This is a genomic window from Paracraurococcus ruber (genome assembly GCF_004353985.1).
In the GTDB taxonomy this organism is placed as follows: Bacteria; Pseudomonadota; Alphaproteobacteria; order Acetobacterales; family Acetobacteraceae; genus Paracraurococcus; species Paracraurococcus ruber.
On record NZ_SMOA01000002.1, the window covers coordinates 34,247 to 48,035 of the forward strand.

Annotated in this window: 13 protein-coding genes; 5 read left to right on the forward strand and 8 right to left on the reverse strand. The window is 72.3% G+C overall.

Annotated features, from left to right (window positions below):
• Positions 1 to 44: 44 nt before the first annotated feature.
• Positions 45 to 1,454, reverse strand: coding sequence for an amidase (locus E2C05_RS00980; protein WP_133217729.1), 1,410 nt, complete (start codon positions 1,452 to 1,454; stop codon positions 45 to 47).
• A 254-nt stretch (positions 1,455 to 1,708) separates the two neighbouring features.
• Between E2C05_RS00980 and E2C05_RS00985 the strand changes: the two genes are divergently transcribed.
• The 4 genes from E2C05_RS00985 (at position 1,709) to E2C05_RS01000 (ending at position 6,151) form a co-directional block, all read left to right on the forward strand.
• Entirely contained in the window at positions 1,709 to 2,710 is a 1,002-nt protein-coding gene (locus E2C05_RS00985; protein ID WP_158291859.1) for a tripartite tricarboxylate transporter substrate binding protein, read from the forward strand.
• Positions 2,711 to 2,908: 198 nt separating this feature from the next.
• Positions 2,909 to 3,889 (forward strand): Bug family tripartite tricarboxylate transporter substrate binding protein, encoded by a 981-nt coding sequence (locus E2C05_RS00990; RefSeq protein ID WP_205082671.1) that lies wholly within the window; start codon positions 2,909 to 2,911, stop codon positions 3,887 to 3,889.
• 113 nt (positions 3,890 to 4,002) lie between these two features.
• Positions 4,003 to 4,986, forward strand: coding sequence for a Bug family tripartite tricarboxylate transporter substrate binding protein (locus E2C05_RS00995; RefSeq protein ID WP_133217732.1), 984 nt, complete (start codon positions 4,003 to 4,005; stop codon positions 4,984 to 4,986).
• A 196-nt stretch (positions 4,987 to 5,182) separates the two neighbouring features.
• Complete coding sequence (locus E2C05_RS01000; protein ID WP_133217733.1) at positions 5,183 to 6,151, forward strand: Bug family tripartite tricarboxylate transporter substrate binding protein; 969 nt, start codon at positions 5,183 to 5,185, stop codon at positions 6,149 to 6,151.
• A 317-nt stretch (positions 6,152 to 6,468) separates the two neighbouring features.
• On the opposite strand, the gene E2C05_RS01005 is transcribed toward E2C05_RS01000, so the two are convergent.
• The 3 genes from E2C05_RS01005 to E2C05_RS01015 are packed head-to-tail and all read right to left on the reverse strand — an operon-like array spanning position 6,469 to position 8,092.
• On the reverse strand, positions 6,469 to 7,308 hold the full coding sequence (locus E2C05_RS01005) for a heterodisulfide reductase-related iron-sulfur binding cluster (RefSeq protein WP_133217734.1): 840 nt from the start codon (positions 7,306 to 7,308) through the stop codon (positions 6,469 to 6,471).
• Entirely contained in the window at positions 7,299 to 7,706 is a 408-nt protein-coding gene (locus E2C05_RS01010; RefSeq protein WP_133217735.1) for a hypothetical protein, read from the reverse strand. The genes E2C05_RS01005 and E2C05_RS01010 overlap by 10 nt, the downstream gene beginning before the upstream one ends.
• 8 nt (positions 7,707 to 7,714) lie before the next feature.
• The gene (locus tag E2C05_RS01015) at positions 7,715 to 8,092 is read right to left on the reverse strand and encodes a RidA family protein (RefSeq protein ID WP_158291861.1); all 378 of its coding nucleotides are present in this window, start codon (positions 8,090 to 8,092) and stop codon (positions 7,715 to 7,717) included.
• Positions 8,093 to 8,215: 123 nt separating this feature from the next.
• On the opposite strand from E2C05_RS01015, the gene E2C05_RS01020 reads away from it, so the two are divergent.
• Positions 8,216 to 8,581, forward strand: a complete 366-nt coding sequence (locus E2C05_RS01020; protein WP_338118892.1) for a GFA family protein — start codon at positions 8,216 to 8,218, stop codon at positions 8,579 to 8,581.
• A 73-nt stretch (positions 8,582 to 8,654) separates the two neighbouring features.
• On the opposite strand, the gene E2C05_RS01025 is transcribed toward E2C05_RS01020, so the two are convergent.
• The 4 genes from E2C05_RS01025 to E2C05_RS01040 form a co-directional block, all read right to left on the reverse strand.
• Positions 8,655 to 9,962: a dicarboxylate/amino acid:cation symporter gene (locus E2C05_RS01025; protein WP_133217738.1), complete on the reverse strand. Its 1,308-nt coding sequence runs from the start codon at positions 9,960 to 9,962 to the stop codon at positions 8,655 to 8,657.
• An 80-nt stretch (positions 9,963 to 10,042) separates the two neighbouring features.
• Positions 10,043 to 11,149 (reverse strand): alanine racemase, encoded by a 1,107-nt coding sequence (locus tag E2C05_RS01030; protein ID WP_133217739.1) that lies wholly within the window; start codon positions 11,147 to 11,149, stop codon positions 10,043 to 10,045.
• On the reverse strand, positions 11,136 to 12,668 hold the full coding sequence (locus E2C05_RS01035; RefSeq protein WP_133217740.1) for a M81 family metallopeptidase: 1,533 nt from the start codon (positions 12,666 to 12,668) through the stop codon (positions 11,136 to 11,138). Before E2C05_RS01035 ends, E2C05_RS01030 begins: the two co-directional genes overlap by 14 nt.
• Positions 12,665 to 13,789: a threonine synthase gene (locus E2C05_RS01040; RefSeq protein WP_133217741.1), complete on the reverse strand. Its 1,125-nt coding sequence runs from the start codon at positions 13,787 to 13,789 to the stop codon at positions 12,665 to 12,667. The genes E2C05_RS01035 and E2C05_RS01040 overlap by 4 nt, the downstream gene beginning before the upstream one ends.

Consider the following 13,789-nt stretch of genomic DNA (forward strand, 5'->3'; position numbering starts at 1 on the left):
CTCGCGTATGGATGCCGAAGGCTAGGGCCGTTGCGGGGGCGCTGTCACGCCGCCACGGGGTCGATCGGCAGGATGGGACCCTCGGCCGCCTCGATCACCTCGGCGGCGTCGAGGCAGAGATCCTCGCGGAACCGCCCGGCCATGATCTGCACGCCGGGCCGCAGCCTGCCATGGTGGCCGACCGGCACGGCGCAGCCGGGCAGGCCGAGCAGCGGCGCCACGAAGGCGGCGCGGATGCTCTCCAGCACCGCCCGCTGGCCATCCAGCGTGACGTCCAGCCGCTGCGGCGGCGGCAGGCCGGCCAGGGTCGGCAGCACCACCAGCGGCGTGTCCAGCAGGAAGGCCATCCAGCGCTGCAGCAGCAGGTCGCGCTCCGCCAGCGCGGCGAGGAATTCCGCCAGGCCGCGCGGCGGCGACAATTCCATCCAGGTGCGCATGGCAGCCTGGCCATCCGGGTCGCCCAGGCGCTCCATCAGCGGCCAGAGCGCGGGGAAGAGTTCCGTGCTGCCCAGCACATGCCAAAGCTCGACCGCGGTCTCGATGGAAGGCGGCAAGGCCTCCTCCACCACATACCCGGCCGCGGCGAGGTGGCGGCCGGCCTGCCGCACCGCCTCGGCCTGGGCCGGATGCGTGCTGCCGCCCGGCACCTCCGGCACCAATGCGACACGGATTGGCCGCTTCGGCGGCGGGCCGACCAGCGGCGCATCCGCCCAGCGGGTGTCGCGCGCATCGCCGCGCGCCATGACCGCGAGCGCGAGGCGCAGGTCGCGCACGCTGCGCGCCAGCGGCCCCTGGGTGGACATGATCTGCGACGACAGCGGCCGGCCGACCATTCCCTGGGTGGAGAAGGCGGCGACCCGGCCGAAGCCGGTGCGCAGCCCCACCACGCCGCAGCAATAGGCGGGGATGCGCACGGACCCGCCGATATCGTTGCCATGCGCGATGGGCCCGATGCCCGCCGCCACCGCCGCGCCCGCCCCGCCGGAGGACCCGCCCGGCGTGATGGCGGGGTCGCGCGGGTTCAGCGTGCGGCCATGCACGGCGTTGTCGGTCATCAGCCGCATGGAGAAGGCCGGCGCATTGGTCCGGCCGATGATGATGGCGCCGGCGGCCCGCAGGTTGGCGACCACCGGGCTGTCCTCGGCCGCGATCTTGTCCTGGAAGGCCGCGACCCCGTTGGTTGTGGCGTGGCCGCGCTGGTCCACATTGACCTTGATGGTGACGGGCACGCCGTGCAGCGGGCCGAGCGCCTCGCCGCGCGCCTGCGCCGCATCGGCCGCGGCGGCTTCGGCCAGCGCCTCCTCCGGCATCTCCTGCACGACGGCGTTGATCGCTGGGTTCACCGCGGCCAGCCGGTCGAGGCAGGCGCGCGTGGCCTCGGTGGCCGAGGCCCGGCCGGCGCGGATCAGCCGCGCCAGGTCGGTTGCGTCCAGTTGCCAGAGTTCGCTGCCCATCGCCGCCCCGCCGGTTGCCCGCGGCAGCACACCCGAATTCCGCGAGCCACGCCAGCAGGGCAGGCCCGGGGCCGGGCGCGGCAGGCGGCTGCGATCCATGGCCCGGTACGGTGCGCTGGGTCGGATCACCGGGCGATATGCCCGAGCCCTTGCAACCGATGCGCGTCTGGACCACCTGCGGGAAAGGCAGGGCCGGCCAACGGCCCGCCAGCCGGGGCTTACCCGGCGAGGAAAACCGTCTGGGAGTGCATCACATGCAGCGTCGTCATCTCCTCGGCCTCACGGCCGGGGCCATCGCCACGCCTGCGCTCGTCCGCGCGCAGGGCAGCGGCATCGGCACCTGGCCGGACCGGCCGGTGCGCTGGGTGGTCCCCTTCCCCGCCGGCGGCGGCACCGACACCTGGGCCCGCATGATCCAGGGCCCGGTGCAGGAACTGCTCGGCCAGCCCATCGTCATCGAGAACCGCGCCGGCGGCGGCGGCATCGTCGGCGCGCAGGCCGCGCTGCAGGCGCCGGCCGATGGCTACACCTGGTTCTACACCATCGAGGCCTTCGTCACCGTCCCGATCACCCAGCGCATCAACCCCTATGACGCCATCCGCGACTTCGCGCCGATCGGGCGGCTGGGCCATACCTCCCTGTCCTTTACCGTGGGGCCGGCGGTGCCGGCCAGCGTGACCACCTTCAACCAGTATCTCGACTGGGCGCGGCGGCAGCCGAGCCAGCCGATCGGCAACTGGTCGGCCGGCGGATCGGGCCACGCCATGTCGGTGGTGATGGAGCGGGAGACGAAGCTGCCGGAGGTGAAGCACGTTGCCTATCGCGGCGAGGCGCCGATGATGCAGGACAACCTCGCCGGCGTCTTCCATGGCGGCTTCCACGCCATGGTGGTGGTTGGGGAGACGGTGCGAGCCGGCAGGCTACGGCCCCTGGCGACGGCCGGCGTGGATCGCGTGCCGTCGCTGGCCGACCGCGTGCCGACCTTCGCCGAACTCGGCGGCTATTCCGAGCGGTTCAACTTCCGCGGCTTCACCGGGCTGATGGGCAATGCCCGCATCCCGGCGCCGATCCAGGAACGCATGGCCGACATCTTCCGCCGCGGCACCCAGACGCCGGAGGTCCATGCCAAGCTGCGCGCCATGGACACGGTGCCGAGCTACGAGGACCCGCCCACCTTCGCGCAATCCATCCGCCGCGTGCAGCTGCAATGGGCGGAGCTGACGGAGGAACTGGACCTGTACCAGAGCGCGGGGTGATCCCCGCCGTCGCATGACCACCGGGCGCGCCGCGGCACTGGCCTTCGCGTCCACCGGTGCCGTCGCCCGTGCCGGGCGCATTCGATCGGCGACCGAAGCGGGGTCGCAAGCCGCTGCATGACGCCGGTCGGATCGCCGGATCCGCCGGCGTGCCCGCCTTCGCCTGCCGACCCAAACCGCGGTAGCCTGCCGGCAACCATGTCGGGAGGCTCCGTCACCATGCACCGCCGCCACCTGCCCGGCCTCGCCGCCGCCCTCTTCGCCGCACCCGCCCTCGCACAGGATCGCTACCCGAACCGCCCCATCCGCATGATCGTCCCGCTCCCCGCCGGCGGCGCCACCGATATCTGGGCGCGGCTGGTGGCGGAGCCGCTGGCCGCCATCCTGGGCCAGCCCGTCGTCATCGAGAATCGCGGCGGCGCCGGCGGCCTGGTGGGCACCGAAGCGGCGAAGAACGCCCCGCCGGACGGCTATACCATCCTCTTCCACATCGCGAATTTCGTGCAGACGCCGGTGGTGCTGCGCCGCTGGCCCTACACCCCGGACGACTTCGCCCCCATCGGGAAATTCGGCACCACGCCGCTGCCCTTCTGCGTCCGCGCCGACATCCCGGCGACCACGCTGCAGGAGTTCATCGCCTGGGCGAAGGGGAAGCAGCTGCCCTACGGCACCTATTCCCCGGGCACCTCGGGCCACGCCTTCGCCCAGGCGCTCTCGGACCTCGAGACGCTCGACATGACCGCGGTGCATTACCGCGGCGAAGCGCCGATGCTGCAGGACGTGCTGGGCGGCCGCATCCCCTGCGCTTTCCATTCCATGACCGGCTCGGGCGAGCATATCCGCAACGGCCGGCTGCGGCCGCTGGCGACGCTGGGCCGCGCCGGCATCCCCAGCCTGCCGCAGGTGCCGACCTTCGTCTCGCTCGGCTACCCCGATTGGTTCGGCAACTCCGGCTTCGTCGGCCTCTGGGCGCCGGTGCGGACGCCGGAGCCGATCCAGGCGGCGCTGGTGGACGCCTTCCGCCAGGTGATGCAGCGCCCCGACGTGCTCCGGCGGATGGCCGAGACCGACACCATCCCGCAATACCTGCCCCCAGCCGAATTCCGCGCCGACATCGCCGCCTACCAGCAATTCTGGCAGGGGCTGGTGGACCGGCTGGGCCTGACCGCCGAGGGTTGAGGGCGGGGCCCGGCGCCGCGTCGTTTTCGCGTGCATCCCGGCCCCGCGGCGCGGCATGACTCGACCAGCCGCAGCCCGCCACGGAGAGCGGGCGCGACAGGGAGGATCCGCGCATGCATCGCCGCCCGCTGCTGGGCCTTGCCGCCCAGGCCCTTGCCATCCCCGCGCTCGCCCAGGCCCAGGGCGTGCTGCGCTATCCGGACCGGCCGATCCGCTTCATCGTGCCCTTCCCGCCCGGCGGCGGCACCGATGTCTGGGCGCGGATGGTGGCGGAGCCGCTGCAGGCCGAGCTCGGCCAGCCGATCCTGATCGAGAACCGCGCCGGCGGCGGCGGCATGGTCGGGGCGGAAGCGGCGGCGAAGGCGGTGCCGGACGGCTACACCCTGCTCTACAACATCACCACCCATGTGCAGGCGCCGGTGACCTTCCGCCGCTTCCCCTACGACCCCGTGCGGGACTTCTTCCCGGTGGGACGCCTGGGTACCACCGCCATCACCTTCTGCGTCGGGCCCTCGGTCCCCGCTTCCGTCACCACCCTGGCCGAGTTCGTCGCCTGGGGCCGCGGCCGGGACCTGGCCTTCGGCAATTACGGCCAGGGCTCCACCGGCCATGCCTATGCGCTGCTGCTGGCGCTGGAAGCCGGGCTGCAGGTGACGCAGGTCGCCTATCGGGGGGAAGCGCCGATGCTGCAGGACCTGCTGGCCGGCAGCTTCCATGGCGGCTTCCACAGCATGACCGCGTCGGGCGAGATGATCCGCACCCGGCGCATCCGGCCGCTGGCGACCGGCGGGCCGGACCGCGTGCCATCCCTGGCGGCGGAGGTGCCGACGCTGATCGAGCTCGGCTATTCCCGCCGCTTCGACTTCACCGGCTTCACCGGCCTGTTCGCCCCGGCGCGGGTGCCGCCGCCGATCCTGGAGCGGCTGACGGAGGCCTTCCGCACGGTGGCCACCAGCCCCGAGATGATCCGCCGCCTGCGCGCCATCGACACGGTGCCGGGCTATGAGGCGCCGATGGCGTTCCGCGCCTCGGTCGAGCGCACGCTGCGGCAGTGGGAAGAACTGGCGCAGAGCCTCGACCTCTACGCGACCGGTTGAGGGCGCCGGGCATCCGGCGGCACGGCGGGCCGAGGCACGCCCGGCGTCCACCTGTCTGCGTGCCGCTGGCATCGCGGCACGGGGTGCCTGCGGCGCGACGGCGTGAACCCGCCCGCCCTTGAGCTGCCAGCGCGCCGGCCGCACGCTGCGCCCGGCGGCCGCGCAGACGGCCCGCCGCCTGCCAGGGGAAACCGCCATGAACCGTCGTCACCTGCTCGGCCTCGCCGCCGCCGGGCTTGCCCTGCCCGCCCGCGCGCAGACCGCCTTTCCGGACCGGCCCATCCGCTTCATCGTCCCCTTCCCGCCCGGCGGCGGCACCGATACCTGGGCGCGCATCGCGGCGGAGGGGATGCAGCCGGAACTCGGCCAGACCATCGTCATCGAGAATCGCGGCGGCGCCGGCGGCCTGGTCGGCACCGAGGCGGCGGCGAAGGCCCCGCCGGATGGCTACACCCTGCTCTTCACCATCACCACCCATGTGCAGACGCCGGTGGTGATGCGCCGCTTTCCTTATGACCCGGTGGCCGATTTCGCGCCCATCGGCCGGCTCGGCACGACCTCCATCAGCTTCTGCGTCGGGCCGAAGGTCCCGCCGGAGATTCGCACCTGGCCGGAATTCGCCGCCTGGGCGAAGGGCCGCGACCTCTCGCTCGGCTCCTACGCGCCGGGCTCGACGGGGCATGCCTTCGCGCTGCTGGTCGCCGAGGAAGCCCGGCTGACGATGGAGCATGTCTCCTACCGCGGTGAGACGCCGATGCTGCAGGACATGCTGGCCGGGCAGATCCATGGCGGTTTCCATTCCATGGCCGCGGCGGGGGAGATGCTGCGGGCCGGGCGCCTCCGCGCGCTGATGACGGCGGGCGAGCGTCGCATCCCCGCGCTCGGCGAGGTGCCGCTGATGAAGGAGGTGGGATTTTCCGACCGCTTCTCCTTCAGCGGCTTCTCCGGCCTGCTGGCGCCGGCGCGCACGCCGGCGGCGGTGCTGGACCGGCTGACGGAGGCCTTCCGCATCGCCGCCGCCAAGCCGGAGACGCATCGCCGCCTGCTGGCCGTGGACACGGTGCCGAGCTACCAGGACCCGGCCACCTTCCGCGCCCAGGTCGCCCGCAACCTCCGCGAATGGACCGAGATCGCGGAGCGGCTGAACCTGACCGTCGACGGCTAGAGCGGTTTCCGTTCGCCACGGCTCACGGCAACCGCTCTAGCCATAGAATCTACGAGCATCTTCACCCGCTCGGATGAGTCCGCCTTAGCGGGATCTGCTTCGGTGTTCCGAATCCGAAGTTCGCCGCCGCTGGCGGCGCCCTTCGGTTCGGACCACTCGCCTGTGTTTGCAGTGTCCTGCCCGCTGCGTTCGCAGCCGGTTGCTGCGAACGCAGCGGGCAGGACACTAGGCCGGGCTGCGGGACGGCGCGGAGCGACCTGCCGGCGGAAGCCCGAAGCGGCCAGGGCGTTCGGGCGGACCCTTCGGGGCCGCCGCGGTCAGAGCACCGGCGGCTTGCGCAGTTCCGGCTCCACCAACCGGGCGAAGGCGACATCGCCCGCTGCCTCGATCCGCGCCTCGCCGATCGTGGCGCGCGGATCGGCGGCGTTGCGCCAGGCCTTGTACTCGTCCTCGGCCGGGATACCCATGCTCTCGGCCAGCAGGTGGATCCAGTTGCGCACGGGCAGCCCGGGCCGTTCCAGCGTCACCGCCTCCCGGTGGCAGGAATGGAAGATCGTCACCAGCGTATCGGCGCCGGTCGCCGCCGCGGCGTCCAGCGTCGCCCGCTGCGCATCCTCCAGCGCGCCCGGCACGCCGGCGAGCGCGGAGCACATATGGCCCGGCGCACGATACGGGTGGTCCAGCACCGCCAGGCCGGGGACCAGCCGCAGCAGCCCCGGCACCAGGTCGTTCACCGGCACGCGGCCCTGGAAGCCGTGATGCGCATGCAGCAGCACCCGCGCCGTCACCGGCCGCACCAGCAACGGCGCCAGGCGGTCACGCCTCGCCCACAGCGCCTCGGTCACGTGCAGCGTCTCGAAATTCGTGGGCGTCACCGGCGCCATGCTGTCCTGCATGTTCATGTGGCAGGACGGGCACCAGGTGACCACCGCCTCCCGCCCGCTGGCATTGAAGGCCTGCACGGTGCGGCGCGCCATGCCTTCCGCGATGCGGGCACTGGCGTCCTTCGGGCTGCCGCAGCAATGCGCCGGGCCGCCGGCCGGCGCCGCCTCGATCCCTACCGCCTCCAGCATGGCGGCGGTGGCGCGCACCAATTCGCCATGGCGCGTCATGTTGCAGCCATACCAGAAGACCGCGCGGTCCTGGATCACAGCCATCGGGCCTGCTCCTCCTCGGTCAGCGTCAGCCGGGCGAAGGCCTTCACCCGCGCGGAAAGCTGCGCATCCTCCTTCACCGGGATGCGCGGCGCCTCCCCCAGCGCGCCCTTGGCCCGCCACTGCGCCAGGCGCAGCATGAAGGCGGCGGGCAGCCCTTCCGGGCAGGCGGGCGTGCAGATGCCGCTGCGGGTGCAGGCGCCGATCCAGGCGAGCGCCGCCGGCGTCCCAGGCCCGTCGCGCAGCACGTCCCGCATGCCGGCAGCGACCGCCTCCGCCCCCGCTTCCGCCACGCCGGCGGCATAGGGCGTCATCGGGCAGGCGCGGACGCAGCCGCCGCAGGCGGTGCAGAGCGCGGCCAGGCGCGCGCTCTCGCCACGGATATGCTCGGCCAGGGTCATGCCGGGACTCATGCCGGGCCCGGCAGCACGGCGATCGCCTCCACCTCGATGCAGGTGTCGGGCGTGGTGAATTGCGCCCCGCCGACGCAGGTGCTGGCCGGCAGCTCCGCCAGACCGGCGAAGGCGGTGCGCCGCACCTCGTTGAAGCCGTCATACAGCCGCATGTCGGACAGCCAGACGGTGGTCTTCAGCAGGTTGGCGAAACTGGCACCCTCGGCCGCCAGCACTTTCTCCAGCCGTGCAAGGCATTCGCGCGCCTGATCCTGCACGCTGCCGCCGGCGGCGGCGCTGCCCCGCGCGGTGATGCCGGAACAGAAGACCAGCTTCGCCCCGCCACCCAGCGGAACGCTGCGCGCCGGCGGAAAGAGCGGCCTCGCCTGGGTCATCGGGACATGGTCTCCTGCGCGGTGCGGGACGCAGCCTCGCCCGGACCGGCGGGCGGCGGCAAGCCCGGCGGGAGGCCAGGGGAGGAATGGCGATGCTGACGGGCGGCTGCCTCCTGCGGCGCGGTGCGGTACGAAGCGGGCGGGGAGCCCTTCCACCAGACCATCTGCCATTGCGGCATGTGCCGCAGGGCGGCGGGGGCGCCGATGGTCGCCTGGTTCTCCGTGCCACGGGCCGGGTACCGCGTGGTGCGGGGCGCGCCGGCGCGCTACGCGTCCAGCGACCGCGCCAACCGGACCTTCTGCGGGACCTGCGGCACCACCCTGACCTTCGAGGACAAGTCCCACCCGCAGGAGATCGACATCACCACCGCCAGCCTCGATGACCCGGAGGCGATGCCGCCGCAGGACCACACGCGGGCGGCGGACCGGCTGTCCTGGGTCAAGCTGGCGGACGGGCTGCCGGAATATCCCGAACTCCGAACGCGGTGACCGGGGAGGGCGCTGCCCTCCCCAGACCCCACCCGCCAGGCCGGCACCCGGCCTGGACCGGTCTGAGGTTTCCCTACTCCGCCGGGCGGCCCAGCGGCGCGATGTCCTCCGCATCATGGCTGCGGGGGCCCTGCGCCAGTTCCTGCCGCAGCCGGGTCCGGTCCAGCTCCCCTTCCCAGGCGCTGACCGCGACACAGGCCACGCCATTGCCGACCAGGTTGGTCAGGGCCCGGCACTCGCTCATGAACTTGTCGATGCCCACCAGCACCGCCAGCGCTTGGATCGGGATGTCGGGGATGACCGAGAGCGTCGCCGCCAGCGTCACGAAGCCCGCGCCGGTGACGCCCGAGGCGCCTTTCGAGGTCAGCATGGCGACCAGCAGGATGGTCAGCTCCTGCCCCAGGGTCAGCTCCGTGTTCGTGGCATAGGCCAGGAACATCGTCGCCAGCGTCATGTAGATGTTGGTGCCGTCCAGGTTGAAGCTGTAGCCCAGCGGCACCGTCAGCCCCACCACCTGCGGCGCGCAGCCCAGCCGCTGCAGCTTGCGCATGATCTGCGGCAGCACGCTCTCGCTGCTCGACGTGCCGAGGACGATCAGCAATTCCTCGCGGATATAGGCGATGAAGCGGAGGATCGAGAAGCCGCAGAGCCGGGCGATGGTCCCCAGCACGATCAGCACGAAGGCGATCGAGGTCAGGTAGAAGGTCGCCACCAGCTCCCCCAGCTTCAGCAGGGACCCGATGCCATAGGCGCCGATGGTGAAGGCCATGGCGCCGAAGGCGCCGATGGGCGCCGCCTTCACCACGATCTTGACCACGCCGAAGAAGATCTCGGCCAGCCCGTCCACCACATGGCTCGCCGCCAGCCGCCCCTTCTCCGGCAGGGCGTTGATGGCGAAGCCGGTCAGCACCGCCAGCAGCAGCACCTGCAGCAGATCGCCATTGGCGAAGGCGCCGATGAAGGTGTTCGGGATGATGGCCATGAAATGGCCGACCACGCTGTCCTGCTGCGCCCGTTGCGCATAGGACGCGATGGCCTTGGCATCCAGCTGCGCCACATCGATGTTGAAGCCGCTGCCGGTCTGGAAGACCTTCGCCACGATCAGGCCGATGGCAAGCGCGAAGGTCGAGACCACCTCGAAATACAGCAGCGCCTTCAGCCCGACGCGGCCGACCTTGCTGGCATCCCGCACCGAGGAGATGCCGTGCACCACGGTGCAGAACACCACCGGGGCGATGATCATCTTGATCAGCTTGATGAAGCCGTCGCCCAGCGGCTTCAGCGCGGCGCCGGTTTCCGGCCAGATCGCGCCCAGGGCGACGCCGATCGCGATGGCAATGAGCACCTGGACATAAAGCAGCGAGAGCCAGCGCCGGGCCATGGCGGTCTTCCCCAAACGACCTCGGAGCGGGCCGTGGGGTCCCATGGAACGCCCGGGATCACACCGGCGTTGCGCCCCGGTTACCAGCCATTCACCCGGTCCCAGACCGCGACGACCTCCCGCCCGTCATCCACGACATGGTAGCGGTCATGCGCCGCCGCGGTCAGGCAGGAATGGTTCGGCAGCACGCGCAGCCTTGCGCCGACCGGCAGGCGGTCGAAGGGCAGCGGCGCATCGGCCTGGACCTCGCCATGCTCCTGGTAGGCGCGGGCGACCAGCGCCTCCCCCGGCAGCGGCGCGCCGTCCAGGTCCAGCACCCTGCCGAAACCCCAGTCGCGCGGCGCCGCCTGGGTGCTGCGGTCCTTGGACAGCGCCAGCGCCCCGGCATCCAGCAGCAGCGTGTTCCGCTCCGGCCGCCGCCCGATGACGGAAGCGAGGACGGTGACGGCGATGTCCTCGGCGGGGTGTGTCGCAAGCTGCGCCTGGAACAGGTCGCCGAACATGTAGACGCCGGCCCGCACCTCCGTGACGCCGTCCATGCGTTCGGCATGCAGGGCGGTGGGGGAGGATCCCAGCGAGACGACGGGCACCGCATGGCCCGCCGCGCGCAGGCGTTCGGCCGCGGTCACGATGCCGCGACGCTCGCTCTCGGCGATGGCCGCCATGTCCGCGACGCTGCGGCCAGAATAGCTGTGCCCGGAATGGGACAGCACGCCGGCGAGGCGCGGGCCCAACATCGCAGCAATCGCTGGCAAGGCGGGGCTGTCCGGCGCGACGCCGCCGCGCGCCTCGCCCACATCCACCTCCACCAGCGCCGTGACCGGGCCGGGATGGGCGGCGATGGCGCGCGCCGCCTCCACATCGTCGGTGATGACCTTCACCGCCGCGCCGGCCGCGTTCAGCGCCGCCACCGCATCCAATTTCGCCGGTGTGATGCCGACGGCATAGATCTGGTCGCGCCAGCCGCCCTCGGCGAAGTAGCGCGCCTCGGCCAAGGTGCTGACGGTGATGGGGCCATGGCCGGGCGCGGCCAGTTCCGCCACCGCACGGCTCTTCGCGGTCTTCAGGTGCGGCCGCAGCCGCAGCCCGGGGAAGCGCGCGACAGCGGCCTCCATCATCGCCAGGTTGCGCCTCAGCACGCCCAGGTCGAGGACGAGGCAGGGCGTCGGCAGGTCATCGAGGGTCATGCGGGCTCCAGCGGGCCTCCGGGTCCAGCGGCAGGACCGGGCGCGGCAACTTCGTCCAGTGGAAGCGCGACAGGATGGGTGAGGTCAGGCCGGGCGCGTCCACCTCGACGATCCGGTCGCCGGTGAAGAACTCGTCGAAGCCGCCGCGGAAATGCCCGCGGGACTTCACCACGACGCAGCGCGCCGCGCCGATATCGAGGCCGAGATGCTCGAGGAAGGCCGGATCGGCGCATTGCGTGCGGATCGAGATGACGACCACCGTGATCCCGCCGAGGCGGAGCGCCGCGGTCGGACCCAGCGTCATGGCCGTGCCGGCGAAGATGCCGCGGCGGCCGGTGACGCGGCCGTCCGACAGCGCCACCACCTCGGCCTCGGCCGCGAAGGGATGGCTGAACTCGTCCTCCGCGCTCAGCGTGCCCTGCGGCCGGTTGAACTGCGCCGTGAAGCGCGCGCCGATGCCTAGCCGGTGCGCCTCCTCCGCCAGCAGCGGATCGTGGATGACGCCCATCAGGCAGCCCTCGACACCCGCCTCGTGGAAGGCTTCCAGGATATGCATGGTGTTGCCGCGGCCGCCGCCGCCCGGATTGTCCGCCACATCGGCGAAGGCCAGCGGCACCTTGGTGCCCTTCGCCCGCGCCACCGCCACGTCCAGCGGCGTCAGGTCCGCCACGAAGCGGTCGCGCCTGGCCCAGGCGGCGCGGGCCAGGCGTTCCGCCATGCTGTCGGCCGAGTCCCGGTCGCTGGCCGTCACCACTACCGCCATGCCGTTGAAGGGCGTGTCGCCATAGGCGAAGCCGCCCATGACCGAGACATTCCAGATGGCGGGGTCCAGCGGCGCCAATTCCTGCCCCAGGTCGATCACCTCGGCATAGGGGCCGGCGGCCGTCAGCATCGAGACGGTGGGCGCCACGATCGGCAGGCGGATCAGCGCGCGATGCGCCCGCTCCCCGGCCAGCAGGCGCCGCAGCAATTGCGCGCTTTCCGCCCCACGCTCCCGCATATCCAGGTGCGGGTTGGTGCGATAGCCCACGAAGGCGTCGCAGTCTCGCACCATGCCGTCCGAGACATTGGCATGGAGGTCATAGCTGCAGACGAAGGGGACGGGCCCCAGCACCTCCCGCACCAGGGACTGCACCGCGCCTTCGGGGTCGTCCAGCTCCGTTGTCAGGCCGGCGCCGTGCAGCACGGCATAGACGCCTTCCGCCTGCCCCCGCAGCGCTTCCAGCCCGGCGCGCCAGCGCGCCATCATGGCCTCGAAGGCGGCGTGCTCCACCGGGCCGTTCGGTTCCGCCATGGCCAGCAGGATGGGGCGCGGCTGCCAGGGGCCGGCGGCGTCCATGTCGGCGACGAAGCCCGGCATCTCGCCCAGCGCCCTCGGTGCCGGGCCGCGGGCATCCGTGACGATGGCTTCGCCCTCCAGCCAGCAGCGCGTCTCGAAGTCGCGCTGCGTCGCGGGCGGGGCGAAGCGGTTGCACTCGATGGAGAAGCCCAGCAGGGCGATGCGCGGGCCGCCGGTCACAGCGGCAGCCCCAGCAATTCGGCGATGCGCGGCGTGGCTTTCAGCCCGCTGCCGGTCAGCACCACCACCGTCGTCTCGTCCGGGTTGATCGTGCCCAGCTTCAGCAGCTTGCCGAAGGCGGCGGCGGCCTGGGCGCAGGTGGGTTCCACGTAGATGCCGCTGCGGGCGAGGCCGAGGCAGGCCTGGCCGATCTCGGCCTCGCTCAGCATCACCGCGCCGCCCTGGGTCAGCCGCAGCACGCCGATGCATTCCCGCAGCCGGATCGGCTGGGCAATGGCCGTGCCCTCCGCGATGGTCGGCTGGGGCGGCACAGCGTCCAGTTCCAGGAATTCCCGCGCGATCGGCGCGCAGTTCGCCGGTTGCGCGGCGAAGATGCGCGGCAGCCGGTCGATCTGCCCGGCCCGCAGCAGCTCGGAAAACCCGATGCTGCACCCCAGCACGTTGGACCCGGCGCCGCAGGGGACGATGACATTGTCCGGCGCGCGGAAGCCCAGATCCTCCCACAGCTCATAGGCCAGGGTCTTGGTGCCCTGCAGGAAGAAGGGGTGCCAGTTGTGGCTGGCGTAGAAGGTGCTGGTGGCCTCGCGCAGCGCGGCATCGGCGCAGTCCTGCCGGCTGCCGGGAACCAGCTCGATCTCCGCGCCGGATGCGCGGCTCTGCACCGTCTTCGCCGGGGAGGTGCTGGCCGGCACCATGATCTTCGCCCGCATCCCGCCCGCCGCGGCATAGGCGGCGATGGCGGCGCCGCCATTGCCGCTGCTGTCCTCCAGCACCGCCTCCACCCCCTGCGCCCGCAGCAGGGAGAGCATGACGGATGCCCCGCGATCCTTGAAGCTGCCGGTCGGCATGAACCATTCGCATTTCAGCAGGGCGGTCGCGCCGCCGAACTGGCGCGCCACCAGGGGCGTGCAGCCCTCTCCCATGGTGATGGGCTCGCCCGCCAGCGGCGGCAGGGCGGCGCGGTAGCGCCACAGGCTGCGGGTGCCGCGCTCCACCTGGTCCGGCGCGATGCCGGGCAGGTCGGTCAGCAGGAGCGGTTCCTGTCCGTCCCCGCACCAGCGGGGGATGTCCAGCGGCCAGGTGCGGCCGCTGCGGGGGTCGAGATAGGCGAGCGGGTCCAT

Excerpts from the sequence above, each read along its gene's own strand:
- E2C05_RS00980 (WP_133217729.1), bottom strand. The coding sequence starts at position 1,454 with ATGGGCAGCGAACTCTGGCAACTGGACGCAACCGACCTGGCGCGGCTG.
- E2C05_RS00985 (WP_158291859.1), top strand. The coding sequence starts at position 1,709 with ATGCAGCGTCGTCATCTCCTCGGCCTCACGGCCGGGGCCATCGCCACG.
- E2C05_RS00990 (WP_205082671.1), top strand. The coding sequence starts at position 2,909 with ATGTCGGGAGGCTCCGTCACCATGCACCGCCGCCACCTGCCCGGCCTC.
- E2C05_RS00995 (WP_133217732.1), top strand. The coding sequence starts at position 4,003 with ATGCATCGCCGCCCGCTGCTGGGCCTTGCCGCCCAGGCCCTTGCCATC.
- E2C05_RS01000 (WP_133217733.1), top strand. The coding sequence starts at position 5,183 with ATGAACCGTCGTCACCTGCTCGGCCTCGCCGCCGCCGGGCTTGCCCTG.
- E2C05_RS01005 (WP_133217734.1), bottom strand. The coding sequence starts at position 7,308 with ATGGCTGTGATCCAGGACCGCGCGGTCTTCTGGTATGGCTGCAACATG.
- E2C05_RS01010 (WP_133217735.1), bottom strand. The coding sequence starts at position 7,706 with ATGACCCTGGCCGAGCATATCCGTGGCGAGAGCGCGCGCCTGGCCGCG.
- E2C05_RS01015 (WP_158291861.1), bottom strand. The coding sequence starts at position 8,092 with ATGACCCAGGCGAGGCCGCTCTTTCCGCCGGCGCGCAGCGTTCCGCTG.
- E2C05_RS01025 (WP_133217738.1), bottom strand. The coding sequence starts at position 9,962 with ATGGCCCGGCGCTGGCTCTCGCTGCTTTATGTCCAGGTGCTCATTGCC.
- E2C05_RS01030 (WP_133217739.1), bottom strand. The coding sequence starts at position 11,149 with ATGACCCTCGATGACCTGCCGACGCCCTGCCTCGTCCTCGACCTGGGC.
- E2C05_RS01040 (WP_133217741.1), bottom strand. The coding sequence starts at position 13,789 with ATGGACCCGCTCGCCTATCTCGACCCCCGCAGCGGCCGCACCTGGCCG.